The organism is Citreimonas salinaria (genome assembly GCF_900107235.1).
Classification (GTDB): Bacteria; Pseudomonadota; Alphaproteobacteria; order Rhodobacterales; family Rhodobacteraceae; genus Citreimonas; species Citreimonas salinaria.
This window is the reverse complement of record NZ_FNPF01000007.1, coordinates 1-18,509: the sequence shown is the minus strand read 5'-3', so window position 1 is coordinate 18,509 and position 18,509 is coordinate 1. Positions and strand designations below refer to the sequence as shown.

General features: G+C 64.2%; 16 protein-coding genes, 1 tRNA gene and 1 pseudogene. 13 read left to right on the top strand and 5 right to left on the bottom strand.

All coding sequences use genetic code 11. The features are described from left to right. Window positions 1-10 precede the first annotated feature (10 nt). Window positions 11-1,099 (bottom strand): GTP cyclohydrolase II, encoded by a 1,089-nt coding sequence (gene ribA, locus BLW27_RS10350; RefSeq protein WP_089882966.1) that lies wholly within the window; start codon window positions 1,097-1,099, stop codon window positions 11-13. Window positions 1,100-1,243: 144 nt separating this feature from the next. On the opposite strand from ribA, the gene BLW27_RS10345 reads away from it, so the two are divergent. Further along, complete coding sequence (locus BLW27_RS10345) at window positions 1,244-1,930, top strand: response regulator transcription factor (protein ID WP_089882964.1); 687 nt, start codon at window positions 1,244-1,246, stop codon at window positions 1,928-1,930. 219 nt (window positions 1,931-2,149) lie between these two features. Then, window positions 2,150-2,551: a hypothetical protein gene (locus BLW27_RS10340; RefSeq protein ID WP_089882962.1), complete on the top strand. Its 402-nt coding sequence runs from the start codon at window positions 2,150-2,152 to the stop codon at window positions 2,549-2,551. Between the two features lie 43 nt (window positions 2,552-2,594). Here BLW27_RS10340 and BLW27_RS10335 read toward each other — a convergent pair whose 3' ends face one another. Together BLW27_RS10335 and pnp are read right to left on the bottom strand one after the other, a co-directional pair. Further along, entirely contained in the window at window positions 2,595-2,951 is a 357-nt protein-coding gene (locus BLW27_RS10335; RefSeq protein ID WP_089882960.1) for a YigZ family protein, read from the bottom strand. 218 nt (window positions 2,952-3,169) lie between these two features. Beyond that, the gene (gene pnp, locus BLW27_RS10330) at window positions 3,170-5,311 is read right to left on the bottom strand and encodes a polyribonucleotide nucleotidyltransferase (RefSeq protein WP_089882958.1); all 2,142 of its coding nucleotides are present in this window, start codon (window positions 5,309-5,311) and stop codon (window positions 3,170-3,172) included. A gap of 411 nt (window positions 5,312-5,722) precedes the next feature. On the opposite strand from pnp, the gene BLW27_RS10325 reads away from it, so the two are divergent. The 9 genes from BLW27_RS10325 (at window position 5,723) to selD (ending at window position 14,465) form a co-directional block, all read left to right on the top strand. Beyond that, window positions 5,723-6,007: an STAS domain-containing protein gene (locus BLW27_RS10325; protein ID WP_089882956.1), complete on the top strand. Its 285-nt coding sequence runs from the start codon at window positions 5,723-5,725 to the stop codon at window positions 6,005-6,007. Continuing rightward, window positions 6,004-6,375 (top strand): response regulator, encoded by a 372-nt coding sequence (locus BLW27_RS10320; protein WP_089882954.1) that lies wholly within the window; start codon window positions 6,004-6,006, stop codon window positions 6,373-6,375. Before BLW27_RS10325 ends, BLW27_RS10320 begins: the two co-directional genes overlap by 4 nt. Before the next feature lies 1 nt (window position 6,376). After that, window positions 6,377-8,554, top strand: coding sequence for a chemotaxis protein CheA (locus tag BLW27_RS10315; RefSeq protein WP_089882952.1), 2,178 nt, complete (start codon window positions 6,377-6,379; stop codon window positions 8,552-8,554). Beyond that, on the top strand, window positions 8,547-9,014 hold the full coding sequence (locus tag BLW27_RS10310) for a chemotaxis protein CheW (RefSeq protein WP_089882951.1): 468 nt from the start codon (window positions 8,547-8,549) through the stop codon (window positions 9,012-9,014). Before BLW27_RS10315 ends, BLW27_RS10310 begins: the two co-directional genes overlap by 8 nt. Beyond that, complete coding sequence (locus BLW27_RS10305) at window positions 9,011-9,889, top strand: CheR family methyltransferase (protein ID WP_089882949.1); 879 nt, start codon at window positions 9,011-9,013, stop codon at window positions 9,887-9,889. Before BLW27_RS10310 ends, BLW27_RS10305 begins: the two co-directional genes overlap by 4 nt. Further along, a complete protein-coding gene (locus BLW27_RS10300) occupies window positions 9,886-10,272 on the top strand; it encodes a response regulator (protein ID WP_089882947.1) in 387 nt (128 codons plus the stop codon). Before BLW27_RS10305 ends, BLW27_RS10300 begins: the two co-directional genes overlap by 4 nt. A gap of 393 nt (window positions 10,273-10,665) precedes the next feature. Next, a complete protein-coding gene (locus BLW27_RS10295; RefSeq protein ID WP_089882945.1) occupies window positions 10,666-11,676 on the top strand; it encodes a CheB methylesterase domain-containing protein in 1,011 nt (336 codons plus the stop codon). After that, window positions 11,673-12,203, top strand: coding sequence for a chemotaxis protein CheD (locus BLW27_RS10290; RefSeq protein WP_089882943.1), 531 nt, complete (start codon window positions 11,673-11,675; stop codon window positions 12,201-12,203). Before BLW27_RS10295 ends, BLW27_RS10290 begins: the two co-directional genes overlap by 4 nt. Before the next feature lie 126 nt (window positions 12,204-12,329). Beyond that, window positions 12,330-14,465, top strand: a complete 2,136-nt coding sequence (gene selD, locus BLW27_RS10285) for a selenide, water dikinase SelD (RefSeq protein ID WP_089882941.1) — start codon at window positions 12,330-12,332, stop codon at window positions 14,463-14,465. On the opposite strand, the gene mnmH is transcribed toward selD, so the two are convergent. Continuing rightward, the gene (gene mnmH, locus BLW27_RS10280; protein WP_089882938.1) at window positions 14,447-15,505 is read right to left on the bottom strand and encodes a tRNA 2-selenouridine(34) synthase MnmH; all 1,059 of its coding nucleotides are present in this window, start codon (window positions 15,503-15,505) and stop codon (window positions 14,447-14,449) included. The two genes, selD and mnmH, sit on opposite strands and share 19 nt — an antisense overlap. A gap of 136 nt (window positions 15,506-15,641) precedes the next feature. Between mnmH and BLW27_RS10275 the strand changes: the two genes are divergently transcribed. Continuing rightward, window positions 15,642-15,716 (top strand) — tRNA-Phe (locus BLW27_RS10275). 488 nt (window positions 15,717-16,204) lie between these two features. Next, window positions 16,205-17,746, top strand: a pseudogene (locus BLW27_RS10270) (helicase HerA-like domain-containing protein). Between the two features lie 137 nt (window positions 17,747-17,883). Here BLW27_RS10270 and BLW27_RS10265 read toward each other — a convergent pair. After that, the coding region (locus BLW27_RS10265; RefSeq protein WP_143042242.1) for an IS5 family transposase at window positions 17,884-18,509 on the bottom strand (626 nt) is incomplete at its 5' end.

Sequence of the window (18,509 nt, the reverse complement as noted above, 5' to 3'; positions counted from 1 at the left end):
TGGGACCGACTCAAAACAGGTGTCCCGACTTCTCGGCCTTCACGGCGAGGTAGCGCGCGTTCTGCGGCGTCCGACCGACCTGTAGCGGCACGCGCTCGGTCACGTCGATGCCGGATTGCCGCATCATCGCGATCTTGGCAGGGTTGTTGGTCAGCAGCCGCACCGAGACTATGCCCAGCGCGTCGAGGATCTGCGCGCCCAGCCGGAAATCGCGCTCGTCATCCTCGAAGCCCAGCCGGTGGTTCGCCTCGACCGTGTCGAAGCCCTGGTCCTGCAGCGCGTAGGCGCGCATCTTGTTGGCCAGCCCGATCCCCCTGCCCTCCTGGTTGAGGTACAGCAGCACGCCGGCGCCTTCGTCCCCCATCTGCGCCAGCGCGGCGTTCAGCTGTGGCCCGCAATCGCACTTCAGGCTGCCCAGCAAATCGCCGGTGAAGCAGGCCGAATGCAGCCGCGCCAGCACGGGCGCTGCGCGATCCGGGCGGCCGATCTCGATGGCGTAATGCTCTTCCGAGCCGTCCTCGGGGCGGAAAATGTGCAGCCGCGCGGTGTCGGATACGCGCAGCGGCACGTTGGCGGCGACCACCTTGCGCAGCGCCGGCACCCGTTCGAGGAACGGCGCCACGGCGCGCGCGTCAAGGCACAGCAGCCCCTCGGCCGCCGCAAGCGCATCTGCGTCGGCGACGGGCACGACCAGCGCGGCGGGCAGCAGGCGCGCGGCCTTGCACAGCACCAGCGCCAGACGATGCAGCGAGGCGTCGCCCCCGCGGCGCGTGCGCAGGGGGCCCTTCATCGGACGGGCCAGATCCTCTTTAGGGTCGGCCAAGTCGCGCACCCAGGCCAGATCGGCGTCGGCCGGCAACGCGACGCGGGCCACGTCGCCGTCATAGGCGCGCGCCTTCAGCGTCGCCGCGCGGCGGCCCGTCAGCGCCAGATCGACCTCGTCCAGCGCGCGCAGGGCAGCCAGCCGTTCCGGCCCCAGCGTCTCGGCCGCCGCGACCAGCACCGCGACCCCTTCCCCCGCCAGAAGCACGGGCACGCCCATGCGCAGATCCGAGCGCGCGCGCGCCAAGGTTTCGGAAAGATCGGGACCGAGCGGCATGAACGTCCTCGCCTCGTTGCCGGATAGGCCTACGTTTGTAACAATATCTGTCAGCGCACACGAGGGCGTGATAGCCGTGCAGCAAACCTTGCCCGCCGGCGCTTCTGGTCTCATCTGCGCCGAAACGCAAGGAGGACAAGCCGTATGGCACAGCTTCGGAACATTCTGCTGGTCGACGACGACGACGACCTGCGCGAGGCGCTGGCCGAACAGCTGGTGATGACCGAGGATTTCGAGGTGTTCGAGGCCGAGACCGGCGCGGCCGCAATGACGCGGTCGCGCGAACAGGTCTACGATCTGATCATCCTCGACGTGGGCCTGCACGACACGGACGGGCGCGAATTGTGTCGCCTGATGCGCAAGCAGGGTGTGAAGTCGCCGATCATAATGCTGACCGGCCACGACACCGACGCCGACACGATCCTGGGGCTGGACGCGGGCGCGAACGACTACGTAACCAAGCCTTTCAAGTTTCCCGTCCTGCTGGCGCGCATCCGCGCCCAGCTGCGCCAGCACGAACAATCCGAGGACGCGATCTTCAACGTCGGCCCCTACACGTTCAAGCCGGCGATGAAGATGCTGGTGACCGAAGACGACCGCAAGATCCGCCTGACCGAGAAAGAGACGAACATCCTCAAGTTCCTCTACCGCTCGTCCGAGGGCGTGGTGCCGCGCGACGTGCTGCTGCACGAGGTCTGGGGTTACAACGCGGGGGTCACGACGCACACGCTCGAGACGCACATCTACCGCCTGCGCCAGAAGATCGAGCCGGACCCGTCCAACGCCCGGCTGCTGGTGACCGAGTCCGGCGGATACCGGCTGGTCTCGTGATCGGATGGAACGACCTTACGTCAGCGTCGTTGCCATCGCAGGACGAAGGCGGCGCGGGCCAGTCGGCACCGGCCTCCGTCCAAAGGATCCCGTTGCATGTGCGGGTAATCACATGCACCTCCCTGTTGGACTGGCCGGGCGCTTGGCGCCCGGCTTTTTTTTCGTAAGACTGCATTCATCTTTCGGTCCGAGAATGACGTCGCAATCAGGAGATCGCGCATGTTTCTTCGCGTGCTGATACTGGCAGGCGCCCTTCCCGCGGTCGCCGGTGCCGACATCATGACGGATGCGCCCGCCGCGCCCGCGCCGCGCTTTGACGGCCATGTCACCCGCGCGGATTCGCGCAACGCGCTGAACAGGGGTGACGCGGCGATGGCCCGCGGCGGCCTACCCCCCGATCTGATCCAGGGGCTGATCGCCGTCGGGCTGATCTCGGCCGCCTCGGCATACGGGGCGAAAGCGGCCAAGCACGGAAGGCACGACGACCACGGCCACTGGGATGATTGGCCGGATGACGGTGGCTGGCGGAAGCGCTGGCCCTACGGCCATGATGGCCACGAAGGTGGCGGCAGTCAGGAACATGGCGGTCACGGCCGCAGCGACGCGGTTCGCCAGGACTGAGCACAATGCGTGACGGTGCAACGCTCCGCCGCGCAGGTAGCGTTCAAGCGCCCCGCGCGTCCAGGTAGGCGCGAACGACGGTCTGCACGTTGCGGAACCTGTCTCCGCCCAAGTGCTTGCCACCGAACCAGCGCGTCACCACGACCATCTCGTCATGCACGCCCTCGCGTTCGAGCATCCGCAGGATCACGGCCGCGGCGCCCGCCTCGCCGTCGTCATGCCACATCGGCCCGTGCTCGCGGCCGAGGCAGGCCCAGGTGTTGTGCGTCGCCTTGGCGAACTTCTTCTTCCTCTTCAGCGCCTTCAGGAACGCCTTTGCCTCGGCCTCGGACCGGCAGGGTCCGCCGGCGGCGGCATAGCGGGATCCCCGGTCGGACAGGATGTTCTCGAGCACGAGCATGTCACCCGCCTACCGCCCGGTGGCGATCCCGGCAAGCGAAACGCCGGATCGCGTGGGCGACCCGGCGCTGCTGAGGGAGCATCGGCGCGGAGAGAGGCGATCCGACAATGCCTTCATGCCACCGATTGATTTAAGCTTGGGTTAAGGATGCACCCCGCCACATGAAAAAGGGGCGCCCCTTTCGACCGGTCGAGCCGGCCGGCTATAAGTCAGCCGGATCACTCGGCCGTCTGTTCGGCCTTCTCGGGGGCGAGTTCCTCGCCGGTGTTCTGGTCGACCATCTTCATCGCCAGACGCACCTTGCCGCGATCGTCGAAGCCGAGAAGCTTGACCCAGACCTCCTGGCCTTCCTTCAGCACGTCCGAAGGATGGTTCAGGCGGCGGTTCTCGATCTGGCTGACATGCACCAAGCCGTCGCGCTTGCCAAAGAAGTTCACGAAGGCGCCGAAATCGACGATCTTCACGACCTTGCCCTTGTAGACCTTGCCCTCTTCCGGCTCGGCCACGATCGAGTAGATCATGTCGTAGGCCGTCTTGATGGCATCCGCGTTCGGCGAGGCGATCTTGATGATACCCTCGTCGTTGATGTCGACCTTGGCGCCCGAGACCTCGACGATCTCGCGGATCACCTTGCCGCCCGAGCCGATCACTTCGCGGATCTTGTCGGTCGGGATCTGCATCGTCTCGATGCGCGGCGCGTGCTGGCTGAACTCGCCTGCTTCGGACAAGGCCTTGTTCATCTCGCCCAGGATGTGCAGCCGGCCTTCCTTGGCCTGCGCCAGCGCCTTGGTCATGATCTCGGGCGTGATGCCCGCGACCTTGATGTCCATCTGCAGCGAAGTGATGCCCTTCTCGGTGCCCGCAACCTTGAAGTCCATGTCGCCGAGGTGATCCTCGTCGCCCAGGATGTCGGTCAGCACCGCGTAGGAGCCGTCTTCCTCGAGGATGAGGCCCATCGCGACGCCGGCCACCGGCGCCTTGAGCGGCACGCCCGCATCCATCATCGACAGCGATCCACCGCAGACCGATGCCATCGACGAAGAGCCGTTGGACTCCGTGATCTCGGAGACCAGCCGCAGCGTGTAGGGGAAGTCCGTCGGCGACGGCAGGACCGCCTGCAGCGCGCGCCAGGCAAGCTTGCCGTGGCCGATCTCACGCCGTCCCGGAGGGCCGACGCGACCCGCTTCACCGACCGAGTAGGGCGGGAAGTTGTAGTGCAGCAGGAAGTTCGACTTGTAGTTGCCGGTCAGCGCGTCGATGAACTGCTCGTCATCGCCGGTGCCCAGCGTGGTCACGACCAGCGCCTGCGTCTCGCCGCGGGTGAACAGGGCCGAGCCGTGGGTCCGCGGCAGCAGACCGGTTTCCGACACGATCGGGCGCACCTGGTCCAGCGCACGGCCGTCGATCCGCTTGCCGTTCTTCACGACCGAACCGCGCAGGATGGTCGACTCAAGCTTCTTGAGCGCCGAGCCGAGGTTCGCGTCGGCAAGCTCATCCTCGGACAGCTGCGCCTTGATCGCGTCCTTCGCGGCGGCGACCGCCTGCGTGCGCTCCTGCTTGTCCAGGATCGCGTAGGCGTCGCGCATCTGCGTCTCGCCCAGCGACTTCACGCGGTCGTACAGCGCCGAGTAGTCCGGCGGCTGGAAGTCGAACGGCTCTTTCGCGGCTTCCTCCGCCAGGTCGATGATCAGGTCGATCACCGGCTGGATCTGCTCGTGCGCGAACAGGACCGCGCCCAGCATCTCGTCCTCGGTCAGCTCGTAGGCCTCGGACTCCACCATCATGACCGCGTCCTTGGTGCCGGCGACGACCAGGTCGAGGCGCTGGTCGGGGTTGTTGCGCAACAGCTGCATGTCTTCGGCCATCGGGTTGAGGACGTACTCGCCCTCCTCGAAGCCCACGCGGCAGCCGGCGATCGGCCCCATGAAGGGCGCGCCGGAAATCGTCAGTGCGGCCGACGCGGCGATCATCGCAACCACGTCGGGGTCGTTGACCAGGTCGTGGCTCAGCACGGTGCACATCACCAGCACTTCGTTCTTGAAGCCGGGGACGAACAGCGGCCGGATCGGCCGGTCGATCAGGCGCGCGGTCAGCGTCTCTTTCTCGGAAGGACGCGCCTCGCGCTTGAAGAAGCCGCCGGGCACCTTGCCCGCGGCGTAGTATTTTTCCTGGTAGTGCACGGTGAGCGGGAAGAAATCCTGCCCTTCCTTCGCCTGCTTGGCGAAGGTCACGTTGGCCATGACACTGGTTTCGCCCAGCGTGGCGATCACCGAACCGTCGGCCTGGCGGGCAACCTTGCCCGTTTCCAGTGTGAGCGTTTCCTCGCCCCACTGCATGCTCTTCTTCGTCTCTTTGAACATCGTCGTATCCTGTCTGGAGGCGCTCACGGGCGTATCCCGTGTCCTCCCATGTCAATGGCGGCCCCATTGCCGCCGACCCCTTTCATCGCATTCCCACGGCGCGGGGGTCGTCGCGCCCTGTCTCAGATGTGGCCCTCGCATACAGGGTTTCGGCGCCTTTGCAAAGCGGCGATGGGCGCGTCATCCGAAACGCGCCGTGCTGACCTCAGAATGTCAGAATGGATGAAGGATGCGAAGGTTCTGACCCGTGCGATGCCGGCGTTCCGTCAACAGGGAGGAACGATGAAAATGCTTCGTAACTCGCCGTGGCGCGGAACCGTTTGTTAATCGCGCGACCGTAAGCCTGTCAGCCGTCGGACAAGTCGTGGATCACTCGGTCCGGCGGCTTCGATCATCAGAAACAGGTTAGCGATGGCAGATATTCATTTTCATGCACTTGCCCCGGCCCGTGCGCGATCCGGCGAGGATCCGCTCGTTCCGTTCCTGCTGGGCGCCCGCAATGCGCCGGTGACGATTTCCGCCCGTGACGTCCAGCGACTCGACTCCCTTCGCCTGCAATTGCTGCTGGTCGCGAAGCAACAATGGGAGGCCGACGGGATCGATTTCAGGATAACGGATACGGCTCCGTCCTTCCACGAGGGCCTGCAGCGCCTCGGCCTGAATCCACAACACTTCGAAAAGGAGACGGTGCAATGACGAGAGTCCTGGCCATCGACGATTCCCGCACGATCCGGAACCTTCTGCGCGTATCGCTCGAAGGCGCCGGCTTTGAATTCCACTCGGCCTGCGACGGGCAGGAAGGCGTGGACGTGTTTCCGGATGTGGATCCCGACGTGGTAATCACCGACATCAACATGCCCAGGATGGACGGTTTCGGCGTCATCGACACGCTGCGCAGCGGCCCTAACCGGACCAACGTGCCCATCCTCGTTCTGACCACCGAAAGCTCGGACGACCTGAAGGCCCGCGCGCGCGATGCCGGCGCGACCGGCTGGATCGTCAAGCCTTTCGACGACACCTCGCTGGTGTCGGTCCTGCGGCGGCTTACGGGGCACGTGAACTGACATGTCCGGCAATTCGATCAGAGATACCTTTTTCGAGGAATGCGAGGAGCTTCTCGAAGCTCTCGTCGAAGGGCTGTCCCAGATGGAGGAAAGCCCGGGCGATACCGAAGTCGTGAATGCCGTGTTCCGGGCCGTCCATTCGATCAAGGGCGGTGCGGGGGCGTTCGGACTGGATGAACTCGTCAACTTCGCGCACACGTTCGAAACAGTCATGGACAAGGTTCGCGGCAACGAGATCGTCGTGACCGGGGACCTGATGGCCCTGTTCCACCGCTCGGGCGACCACCTGTCGGATCTCGTCGTCGCCGCGCGCGATGAAACCGTCGCCAACCAGGAGACCGAGGCCGGGCTGATCAAGGAGCTCGAAGGCCACCTGGGGCCGGATCACGCGGAAGAGGAATTCAGCTTCGACGCGCTGACGCTGGATTTCGATGCCGATTCGTCGGCCGCCATCGTCATCGATGACCTGGAAGGTTCACAAGCACAGGACCACGAGGCCGAGCGACGCTTCGGCATCGCCTTCACGCCAACGCGCGCGCTTTACGAAAACGGGCACGAGCCGCTTCTGCTGTTCGATGCACTCGCCGAACTGGGAACGCTGTCGGTCGAAATGAACATGGCGCAGCTTCCGGATTTCGACGCTTTCGATCCCGCCGAACCCTGCATCTCGTGGACTCTTGATCTGCTCACGCAGGAAACGGAGACGACGCTGCATGAAGTCTTCGAATTCGTCGAGGGCCTCTGCGTGATCGATATCTCCGTGACCGAGGTACCCGCCCACACACAGGTAGAACCGGCGGACGGGGAGCTGGCTCCGCCGGCATTCGATCCGCCGGAGGAGACACCAATGCCAGATGCCACGAGCGCCGATTCCGTCCCTGATCCGGCACAGGCCGAAGAGACCGCGTCGCCCGGCACGGGGCCGGCTGCAAGCGTCGCCGGAAAGGAGCCCCGCGGGCCGAAAGCCACGCTGCGGGTCGATCTGGACCGGGTTGACCGCCTGATCAACACCGTGGGCGAACTGATCATCAACCAAGCCATGATCTCACAGCGGATCGAGGAACTGGATCTGCCAACGGTCGCCCATCTCACCAACGAGCTGGAAGCCTACAAACTGCTGGCGCGCGACATCCAGGAAGGCGTGATGGCCATCCGCGCCCAGCCAGTCAAGCCGCTGTTCCAGCGCATGTCCCGGATCGTGCGCGAGGCATCGGACGCGACGGGAAAGAAGGCCCGCCTGGTCACCGTTGGCGACTCGACTGAGGTTGACAAGACGGTGATCGAGCGGCTGGCCGATCCGCTGACGCACATGGTGCGAAATGCCGTCGATCACGGGCTTGAGAAATCGGAAATCCGTGCCGCGGCCGGCAAGGATAGGATGGGCACGATCCGACTTTCGGCTGCGCACCGCTCGGGTAGCGTGTTCATCGAGATCGCCGACGACGGCGCCGGCCTGAACCGCGAGCGAATCCTCGAAAAGGCAATCGAGAAGAACCTGGTTCCAGCCGATGCGGAATTATCGGAGCCGGAGATCGACAACCTTCTGTTCCTGCCCGGCTTCTCGACGGCCGGCACAGTGTCCAGCCTTTCGGGGCGCGGCGTCGGGATGGACGTGGTCAAGAACGCCGTTCAGGCGCTGGGGGGGCGGGTCTCGATAGCGTCACAGCCAGGCAAGGGTACGACCTTCACCATCATCCTTCCGCTGACGCTGGCCGTGATGGACGGGTTCGTGATCTCGGTATCGGACCAGACGATGGTCATCCCGATTTCGTCGATCCTGGAAACCATCCGCCCCAAACCGAAGGACATCCATGTCATCGGCACCGACTCGCACGTGGTCAGCGTTCGTGGGTCTTACGTCCCGATTGTGGACGTCGCGGAAAATCTGGGGCTGGGAAAGATCCGAAGCGACAAGGAGGTCGGGATTCTGCTTCTCGTCTCGACAGAAACCCAAGGCCTGACCGCGCTGCGCGTCTCCGCGATCCACGACCAGCGCCAAGTCGTGATCAAATCACTGGAGAGCAACTATGCGGCAATTCCTGGTGTATCGGCAGCGACGATACTGGGGGATGGAAAGATCGCACTCATTCTTGATCCTGAAGAGCTCATAAAGCTCGCCCAGCCATCGGCATCCGACCAGATCGCACAGCACGCCAGAATGGAGCTTAGGCATGCCTGAAACTGAAATTTCCCGAGCGGACTCGTACTTCGAGTTCATCACGTTCTCGACCGGAGGCCAGAGTTTCTGCCTTGAGATCACTCAGATCCGCGAAATCCGGCGATGGACTCCGGTCACGGCCCTACCGCACACGCCTGATGACGTGCTCGGAGTCATGAACCTTCGTGGCGCCGTCATCCCGATCTTCGATCTGGCATCGCGCTTTGGCCTGGGCGCAACCCCCGGCAATGAGCGCAACGTTGTGATCGTTGCGGCCGTCGGAGGCACGACCATCGGTCTGCTGGTGGAGTCCGTTTCGGAAATCCTCTCGGTCGCAAAATCGTCGATCCAAGAGACGCCGGATATCAAGTCCGAGGCTACGAGGAACAGCATTCTCGGCATGATTTCGGTAGGCGACACAATGGTGCGCGTCGTGAACCTCGATGCGGTTCTGGATGCCGGATTAGGCGTCGCCGTATGATCAACCCCGTTCATCCAGAGGCCGGGGCGGCGTCGTTCAGCGACAACGAATTCGAGCGTCTCGCGGCCTTCGCGAATCGCTCGTTCGGGCTGAAGCTGTCCCCGGCCAAGAAACCTCTCGTCTATTCACGCATTTCGAAGCGCTTGATTGCTTTGAAGATCGATAGCCTGAACAACTACATCGATCTCGTCGAAAAGGGGAACCAAGGGGATGAACGACTGGAACTTATTTCCGCCTTGACCACGAACGTCACGGCCTTCTTCCGGGAAAACCATCATTTCGATACGGTTAGGAAGGAGATAATCCCGACGATCGCGGCGAGAGCTGGCAACCAGAAACGCGTCCGGTTCTGGTCCGCGGGTTGTTCGAGCGGAGAAGAGCCCTATTCTCTCGCGATGACGCTGCTTGAGTACCTGCAATCTGCGTCGAGTCTCGACCTCAAGATCTTGGCCACGGACATTGACCCCAAGGTAGTCCAGAGGGCGAGACAAGGCGAGTACCGAAAAGAAAACCTCGACCAATTGCCTGCCGGGTACCTCGCAAAGTATTTTAGAAAAGTCGGAAGCGACGACAGCTATTCCGTATCGCCGGAGATTCGGAGGATAGTAACGTTCGGCGAACTGAATCTGATAGAGACGCTTCCGATCAAGGGACCGTTTGACGCCATATTTTGCCGGAACGTAGCGATTTATTTTGACATGGAAACGCAGCAGAAGGTCTGGAACAACTTCGCCGACCTTCTACTTCCCGGTGGACATCTCTTCATCGGGCACTCCGAACGGCTAACTGGCCCAGCCCTCAATACTCTGAAAATCACGGGCGTCACCACGTACCGAAAAAACGGTCTTCCCTTGTCAGGATGGAGCAACACATGAGCCTCAAGGACTCTCTAAAAGTTATGGTTGTCGATGATATGGCAACAAGTCGTGGCCTTATAACGCAGGCTCTCGACGAAATCGGCATCAAGAACTACGTAACGGAAAATGACGGCAAGCAGGCTCTCGAGCGGCTTGCACGCAACCCGGTGCACCTGGTCCTTTCGGATTTCAATATGCCTGGCCTAGATGGCCTAGGACTTCTAAAGGCCGTGCGTAGCCAAAAGTCGACTCAGAAACTTGGCTTCATTCTGGTTACCGGCCGCCCCACTCCCGACATGGTCGGCCAAGCGAAGGCGCTGGGCCTGAACAACATGATCAAGAAGCCGTTCACCTCAGCTTCGATGAAGCAATGCATCGAAAGCGTTGTTGGCAAACTATGAGCGGAACGGATTCCAGCCCTGGTAGTATTGAACACGCGATCAGGATCGGCGCTGACGAGCTTCATGTTCTGCAGACGCGACTGACAAAGGTAGAACGCCAGATCGAAACCATCTTTTCGAGAAGCCATTCAAATCTGACCTCCGAAGAAATAGCGTCTCTTCAGGATATGGACCTTATCGTTCAGTCTATCGCCGCCCTACAAGGATATTTCGACCGCCTTTCCGACGAAACAATCGCAAGCCCCACGCCAAGAATTCCAATCGCCATAAGTTCCATTCCGATCGGGGAATTGCGGGACAGATTTCTCGGACTGCAGAAGAAACAGGTAAGTCGGGGCCTTCCAGAATTGTTCTGATGGCCGGTCCATTGCATCCAAAACGTCTGGAAAGCTCATGCAAACGGTTATTGTCGCCATCCCGGACGATGCGGTTCGGCAACGGATAAGCGAGCAGGTCGCATCTCTGCCGGGTTTCCGCTTGGTCGCGCGCACGCGCACTCTCATGGATACGTACAACGAGATCGAGACACGCGCGCCAAACGTCATTCTGATCGCGGAAAGCCTGTCGGCAATGCCGGAATTCGAAGTCATGCGTGCGCTTTTCGTCGCCCTGGACGTGCGTTGGCTGGTGGTGACGTCCAGTCCGGCCGCAAGCCGCGCGATGCAGACTGCGGCAGCGAAGTCTGATCTCTTTGCTCTGGCGCACGACTCTTCGCTGGCCCAGCTCGAGCAGCAACTGCACAGCGTCACGCGTAGCCAGGCGATGCCGATGAAAGCGCCCGACGCAGAGGCGAGTTCGACCCCGATGGCGAGGATCGACAGGATCATTCTGATCGGCTCCAGCACCGGGGGGGTCGATGCGCTGCTGGCGATCCTCCGTGATTTCCCGGCCGACTGCCCGCCGACCGTAATCGTGCAGCACACTGGCGTCGGCTTCGGCGTCAGTCTGGCCGCGCTGCTGGATCGGCAATGCCGCGCGTCGGTGCGGTTGGTAACCGAACCGACTGCGCTGAGGCGCGGCGCCATCCTGATCGGTGCCGGCGTCAAAGCGCACCTTCAGATGGCCCCGGGCCGCGTGGCGCAGGTCGAACTGGGCGACTCGGCACCCGTCAGCGGCCACGTGCCCTCGGTCGACGTGTTCTTCGAATCCGCAGCACCCTTCGCCGGGCGGGTCTCTGCCGCGCTTTTGACCGGAATGGGCCGCGACGGCGCCACCGGATTGAAGACGTTGCGCGACGCGGGCGCGCACACGATCGCACAGGATCAGACGACTTCGGTTGTCTTTGGAATGCCGCGCGCGGCAATCGAACTGGGCGCGGCAAACGAAGTCCTGCCGCTCGACTCCATAGCCGGCGCGTTGCTGCAATCCTCGCCGCGCCGCCCTCTGATGGAACGCCGCGCATGATCGCAGGACACGATCAGGTCATCAATGTGGTTCAGGGCGATTTCGAGATCTCGGATCGGCCCAACGTGATCCTGACCACGGTTCTGGGGTCCTGCGTCGCCGTCTGCCTGTATGACCCCGTCAGACAAATCGGCGGGATGAACCATTTTCTGCTGCCCTACGGCGACAGCGGTGGCGGCGTGAGCATGCGTTACGGAACCTATGCCATGGAATTGCTGATCAACGGGCTTCTCAAGAAGGGTGCGCGCAAGGAGCGGCTTGAAGCCAAAGTGTTCGGCGGAGCCCGCATGAACGAGAAGCTTCGCGATATCGGCTCATCTAACGCGGCCTTTGCCAAAGAATTCCTGGCTGAGGAGAACATTCCGATCATCGCCGAAAGCTTGGCCGGCAACGCCGCACGTCGCATCCGCCAGTGGCCCACGACCGGCCGGGTAAGGCAATTGCTGGTCGAAAACCCGACGGAAATTCCCGTGGAGCGCCCGGCCCCGATGCCGCGCACGCCAAAGGAGGACATTACCCTGTTCTGACCGGATCCCTCTTGCTGCGGCTGGCGCTGGGCGCTGGGCGCTGGGCGCTGGGCGCTGGGCGCTGGGCGCTGGGCGCTGGGCGCTGGAGCGGGGCGATGGTAGTGGAACGACTCAAGGGGGGACCCGATGAATCGTTCAGACCTGCCGCTCGTCCGCGATCTCGTCCTGATCGGAGGTGGCCATACGCATGCGCTGATCATGCGATCCTGGGGGATGTCGCCGCTCCCCGGTGTGCGCGTCACCGTGATCGACCCCGAACCCGAAGCCGCCTATTCTGGGATGCTGCCCGGCTTCGTCGCCGGGCACTATCCGCGTGCAGCATTGGGAATAGATTTGGTGCGTCTGGCACGCTTTTGTGGCGCGCGATACGTTCGGGGCGCAGTCGACCGCGTCGATCGCGATGCAAAGTCGATCCACTTGGCGGGCCGCCCTCCGATTTCTTACGACCTAGCCTCGGTCGACGTGGGAATTTCCAGCGCCATGCCCGACATGCCAGGCTTCAACAGGCACGCGATCGGAGCCAAACCGCTCGGACCGTTCGCCGATGAATGGCAGCGCGTGCGCGAAGACCCGAGCCGTCGGGGCATTGTGGTGATAGGCGGCGGCGTCGCGGGATGCGAACTTGCCATGGCCATGGCGCACGCGCGCAGGGGCACGGCAACGACCGTGACCGTTGTCCAGCAGGGACGGATCGGCACAGGCCTCGGCAGCAAGGCCTCGGCCTGTTTGCGGCGCGCACTGGCCGACGCAGGCGTCACGGTATTGGAAGGCAGGAGCGCGCACCGGATCACGGAGGACGCGGTTCACCTCGACGACGGCTCCCGGATCGAGGCGGATTTCGTCACCGGAATCGCCGGCGCCCGACCGTACGACTGGCTTGGAACCACCGGCCTGACCGATCAGGACGGCTACGCCACGGTGGATGCCCGCCTCCAGACCCGCGATCCGGCGATCTTCGCGGCCGGCGACTGCGCGCACATGACGCACGCACCGCGCCCCAAGGCCGGCGTATACGCCGTGCGCCAAGCGCCGATCCTGCTGCACAACCTGAAGGCAGTGCTGTCCGGAACGGGCGAACTGCGCCGTTACCGGCCGCAAAAGGACTATCTCAAGCTGATCTCGCTGGGCGGCAAGTCGGCGCTGGCAGAGCGGTTCGGCGTCTCCTTCCGCAACCCGCTGCTCTGGCGCTGGAAGGACCGCATCGACCGCCGCTTCATGGACAGGTTCGCGACCCTGCCTCGCCCCCCGGCCCCGGACCTGCCGTGGCCGCGCGCGATGGGCGTGCGGCAGGCACTGGGGGAAAAGCCCTTGTGCGGCGGATGCGGCGCCAAGATCGGCCAACAGGCGCTACGCCGGGCGCTTGCGCAGGGGGGCGAGGACATGCCGGGCGACGATGCGGCCGTCCTGCTCACCGGGCAGGCGCGGCAGGTCATCTCGACCGACCACTTGCGCGCCTTCACCGAGGACCCCGGCCTTCTGGCGCGCATCGCGGCCGTGCACGCGCTGGGCGACGTCTGGGCGATGGGGGCGAGACCGCAGGCCGCCACGGCATCCATCGTCCTGCCGCGCCTGTCGGATGCGCTGGCGGAACGCACGCTGCGCGAGATCATGCTGGTGGCGCGCGAGGTGATGGAATCTGCCGGTGCGTCCATCGTGGGCGGGCACAGCACGATCGGCGCCGAGATGACCATCGGCTTCACCGTCACCGGACTGTGCGCGGGTCCGGCGCTGACGCTTGCCGGCGCGCAGCCAGGCGATGCGCTGATCCTGACCAAGCCGATCGGCAGCGGCGTCATGCTGGCTGCGGAAATGCAATACGAGGCGCGCGGCCGCAACGTGATGCGCGCATTGGACGTCATGGCCCGGCCGCAGGGCGAAGCCGCCGGAATTCTGGCCGGCGCACATGCGATGACCGACATTACCGGCTTCGGCCTGGTGGGTCACGCCGCCGCCATGGCCGAGGCATCGCGGTGTGGCATCATTCTCGACGTCGCAGCCGTCCCGCTGATGGACGGCGCGCTGCGCTTGGCCGAGCGCGGGATCCGCTCGACTCTCTACCCTCAGAACCGCGACGCCTTCCCCGAACTGCCGGTCCGCGACGCCCGCGACGCATTGATGTTCGACCCGCAGACTGGGGGCGGCCTGCTCGCCGCGTATCCCGGCAACCATGAACCGTTGGTCCGCGCCCTGCGTGCAATCGGCTTCGATGCCGCCGCCGTTGGTCGCATCACCGACCGACCCGGTCAGGTCGCCTTCGCTTGAAGCCACGCGGCGACGTCGTCCGCCGCCCGATCAAGATCGTCCGCGCCCAAGCCGGATAGGCTGAAACGAACTGCGATCTCGGGCGCGACCGCCTGAAGAGACTTGGCATAAGCGGGGTCGTAGTGGTCTTCGGCCAGCGCGTGGCACAGCGCCACGGGGTCGCCCGCGTCGATCAGAGAAGACCATTTCTCAATTACCGCACTGCCGCGGAAATGCCGCAGCGGCGCAAGGCGATCCTTCAGCGCCACGCCATCCGCCAATACGTCCTCGTAGGCGTGGGCGAGATAGCGTGCGCGCGCCTCGATCGGCGCCTCTACCATCAGCCAGGGCGCGCGCCGCATCGCCGCCCAGACCGCAGGCGGCAGATTCACGCTGCCGATCTTGCTGCTTTCGGCCTCGACCACCACCGGCCGCTCCGGATCGAACCGCGCCAGCGCCGCCGCCAGTGCGCTTTCGAACCCCTTCTGCGAGGGTTGGCCGACGGACAGACCGCCCAGAAGCGAACCGCGATGCCGCGCCAGACCCTCCAGGTCCAGCACCTGCACGCCCCGCGCCGCAAGCCGAGGCAGAAGCGCCGTCTTCGCCGTGCCGGTATGGCCGCCGATTTGGACGAAGCGATGCGCCAGCCGACCTTCGTAAAGCCGTTGCGACACGAGCCGGCGATAGGTCTTGTAGCCGCCCTCGATCACTTCGGCACGCCAGCCGATCTCGCGCAGCATCCAGGTGAAAGCGCCCGAGCGCTGCCCCCCACGCCAGCAATAGACCAGAGGTCGCCAGCCCCCGTCGTGCCCTGCAAGGCGATTCTCGATGTGCAACGCGGCGTTGCGGAACACCAGCGCGGCGCCGATCTTGCGCGCGCGAAACGGCGAGTCCTGCTTGTATATCGTGCCCACACGCGCGCGCTCGGCGTTGTCCAGCACCGGCAGGTTGATCGCCCCCGGCACGTGATCCTCGGCGAATTCGGCCGGGCTGCGGACGTCGATGATCGCGTCGAAGCAATGGGCCGCAATGTCGTAATAGGTCTGAAAGCGCCTTTTCATGGCCGCACGGATATCCTGCCGGAGTGCCTTGTGGAAGGCGCTCCGGCAGCGGCGGTTTTTTTGGTTCGCAACCCTCTGGACACCGCCCGAGCGGTCGGCTAGACCGCCGTCACCCGAAGGGTCGCCCCTTCCCCGTGCCCGGGTAGCTCAGGGGTAGAGCAGTGGATTGAAAATCCTCGTGTCGGTGGTTCGATTCCGCCCCCGGGCACCACAATATCTCCATTAGAACGCCTCAGATCCTATGAAAACACGGGTTTCTCCGGATTTAGGGGCGAGCGTCCTTCGATTTGCTCCACAATTTGCTCCACCAGACACTGCCGTCCGAGGGAGCGCGACTGCGGGAAGATGGACGGTGATCTATCCGCCATGTGCGGTGCTGCATTCGGATGCGGCGCCAAGGTGGTGCCAGCTGTCTGGCGCGTCGCCACCCTGACTGCGGCCCAGAAGCAATTTTGGGGCGTTCAGCCGGCGAAAGCTCTCGCTTTGACCCACAGGAGCATGGATCGTTCCGCCCTGACCGGGACTCCGCCTTGAACGGCACGTCGGGGAGATTTGCGGATTCCCCGACGTGAAAGCTCGGGGCGAGACTGATATAGGATCGTTGCGCCGCAGTTCGGGATCAGATCCGGCGCTTCCTCTCGGCGCGAAAAAATGGAAACGTGACGAAGCTTCGGCAAGCGTCGGGACAAGGAGCCCCGGATGCAGGACCAGATATTCATCGGCAGCGGTGGCGAAAGCTATGACGCGCCACAGGGCCTGATGCTCAAGTATGCGAACCGGCACGGTCTGATCGCCGGCGCCACCGGAACCGGCAAGACGGTAACGCTTCAGATCATCGCGGAAGGCTTGTCCGCCGCCGGAGTCCCGGTGTTCCTGGCGGACGTCAAGGGCGACCTGTCCGGGCTGGCCGCGGCAGGAAGCCCCGATTCCAAGCTGCACCAGGCGTTCACGGACCGCGCCGCCACCATCGGCTTCTCGGACTACCGCTACGAGAGCTTCCCCGTCACGTTCTGGGATCTGCTGGGCGAACAAGGCCATCCCGTCCGGACGACGGTGGCCGAGATGGGGCCGCTTTTGCTCGCGCGGTTGATGGAGCTGACCGAAGCCCAGGAAGGCGTCCTGAACATCGCGTTCCGGTTGTCCGACGAACAAGGGCTGCCACTGCTGGACCTGAAGGACCTGCAGGCGCTCCTCGTCTGGGTGGGCGAGAACCGTGCCGACCTTTCGCTGCGCTACAGGAACGTTTCTCCGGCCTCGATCGGGGCGATCCAGCGCCGCCTGCTCGTCCTCGAGAACCAGGGTGGCGCGAGGCTTTTCGGCGAGCCAGCGCTGGAGCTGGCGGACCTGATGCGCGCGGATGCCGACGGCCGCGGGCGGATCAACATTCTTGCCGCCGACGGGCTGATGGACAGCCCCCGGCTTTACGCGACCTTCCTGTTGTGGCTGCTGAGCGAGCTTTTCGAGGAGTTGCCCGAGGTCGGCGACCCGGATAAGCCGAAGCTCGTCTTCTTCTTCGACGAAGCGCATCTTCTCTTCGACGACGCGCCCAAGGCCCTGGTCGACAAGGTCGAGCAGGTCGCACGGCTGATCCGCTCGAAGGGGGTCGGGGTCTACTTCGTCACCCAAAACCCCGCGGACGTGCCTGAAAGCGTGTTGGGCCAGCTGGGCAACCGCGTCCAGCACGCGCTGCGCGCGTTCACGGCCCGGGACCGCAAGGCGCTGAAACTGGCGGCCGAGACCTACCGCGAGAACCCGCGCTTCGACACGGCAGACGCCATCCGCGAGATCGGCGTGGGCGAGGCCGTTACATCGATGCTGATGGAGAAGGGCGTTCCGGGGGTGGTCGAACGCACCCTGATCCGACCGCCGTCTTCGCAACTGGGGCCGATCGACGACACCCAGCGCGGCCAAGTCGTTGCCGCCTCTCCTGTGGCCGGCAAATACGAGACCCTTCTGGACCGCCAGTCCGCGCACGAAATCCTCGCACAGCGAGCCGGCATCGCTGCCCGCGAGGCCGAGCGCGCCGAGGCCGACGAGGAGATGCAGGCTGAACAGCGCGAGTATCGTTCGGCGCGCCGGTATTCCGGAACGAAGGTGCTGCGCACCGCCTCCACCCGCCGCGCCCGGTAGTCCGAAAGCGTCGCCGGCGCGATCGGGGCAGTCGTGATAAAGGAATTGAAAGGCACGACTGGCCGACGGATCGTGCGCGGGATACTCGGGGGGTTGTTCCGAGCCCGCTAAGGCTTCTCTGCTCGGAAGGCATTTTAGCTGTTGAGAAAGTTGCATGAGCTTGATGGCGCGGCCATCGCATCGTCCAGCACCACGGCATTGTTGCGTAACTCACGCCTAAGGCGTGACTTCCCCTTTCCCCGCTGATGTCATGCCACGCGAACGATCTCGGCGGTGCCGAGGGCTGAGAAGCGGTTCATGAGTGCGACGCGGATGTGGATTTCGGCGGTTTGGCGGTCGGGATCTCTTGCGGCGATGCGCTCGCCGAATGCCTTGAGGCATCGCATCTTCGCCTCCACGCGGCTCCTGGCGTGGTATCCGGTCCAGTGCTTCCAGAACGCCCGGCCGTAGTGTTTCGTGGCGCGTAGCGTCTCGTTCCGAGCCTTTGCTGCCGGGCAGTCTTCCTTCCAGGGGCGCCCGTTCTTCCGGATCGGAATGATCGGCGTGGCTTGCCGGTCGATGATGGAGGCATGGCAGCGGCGGGTGTCGTAAGCACCATCCGCGGTCACGGAGCCTATCTGCTCGTCCTCGGGGATCTGGCCGAGCAATTCGGGCAGGATCGGACTGTCGCCGTCGCTGCTGGGGGTGAACTCGACTGCCCGGATGTCCGAAGTGGCGGTATCCATCGCCAGGTGGACCTTGCGCCACTGGCGGCGACTCTGCACGCCGTGCTTGCGAGCCTGCCACTCACCATCGCCCAGGAACTTGATGCCGGTGCTGTCCACGAGGAGGTTCAGGGGACCGTCGGCAAGGCGGTACGGGATCTGGACCGCCA

Coding starts and splice junctions, on each gene's coding strand:
- BLW27_RS10315 (WP_089882952.1), top strand. CDS start 6,377: ATGTCCGGCAATTCGATCAGAGATACCTTTTTCGAGGAATGCGAGGAG.
- selD (WP_089882941.1), top strand. CDS start 12,330: ATGAATCGTTCAGACCTGCCGCTCGTCCGCGATCTCGTCCTGATCGGA.
- BLW27_RS10305 (WP_089882949.1), top strand. CDS start 9,011: ATGATCAACCCCGTTCATCCAGAGGCCGGGGCGGCGTCGTTCAGCGAC.
- BLW27_RS10335 (WP_089882960.1), bottom strand. CDS start 2,951: ATGCTCGTGCTCGAGAACATCCTGTCCGACCGGGGATCCCGCTATGCC.
- ribA (WP_089882966.1), bottom strand. CDS start 1,099: ATGCCGCTCGGTCCCGATCTTTCCGAAACCTTGGCGCGCGCGCGCTCG.
- BLW27_RS10340 (WP_089882962.1), top strand. CDS start 2,150: ATGTTTCTTCGCGTGCTGATACTGGCAGGCGCCCTTCCCGCGGTCGCC.
- BLW27_RS10345 (WP_089882964.1), top strand. CDS start 1,244: ATGGCACAGCTTCGGAACATTCTGCTGGTCGACGACGACGACGACCTG.
- mnmH (WP_089882938.1), bottom strand. CDS start 15,505: ATGAAAAGGCGCTTTCAGACCTATTACGACATTGCGGCCCATTGCTTC.
- BLW27_RS10295 (WP_089882945.1), top strand. CDS start 10,666: ATGCAAACGGTTATTGTCGCCATCCCGGACGATGCGGTTCGGCAACGG.
- BLW27_RS10325 (WP_089882956.1), top strand. CDS start 5,723: ATGGCAGATATTCATTTTCATGCACTTGCCCCGGCCCGTGCGCGATCC.
- BLW27_RS10290 (WP_089882943.1), top strand. CDS start 11,673: ATGATCGCAGGACACGATCAGGTCATCAATGTGGTTCAGGGCGATTTC.
- BLW27_RS10310 (WP_089882951.1), top strand. CDS start 8,547: ATGCCTGAAACTGAAATTTCCCGAGCGGACTCGTACTTCGAGTTCATC.
- pnp (WP_089882958.1), bottom strand. CDS start 5,311: ATGTTCAAAGAGACGAAGAAGAGCATGCAGTGGGGCGAGGAAACGCTC.
- BLW27_RS10300 (WP_089882947.1), top strand. CDS start 9,886: ATGAGCCTCAAGGACTCTCTAAAAGTTATGGTTGTCGATGATATGGCA.
- BLW27_RS10320 (WP_089882954.1), top strand. CDS start 6,004: ATGACGAGAGTCCTGGCCATCGACGATTCCCGCACGATCCGGAACCTT.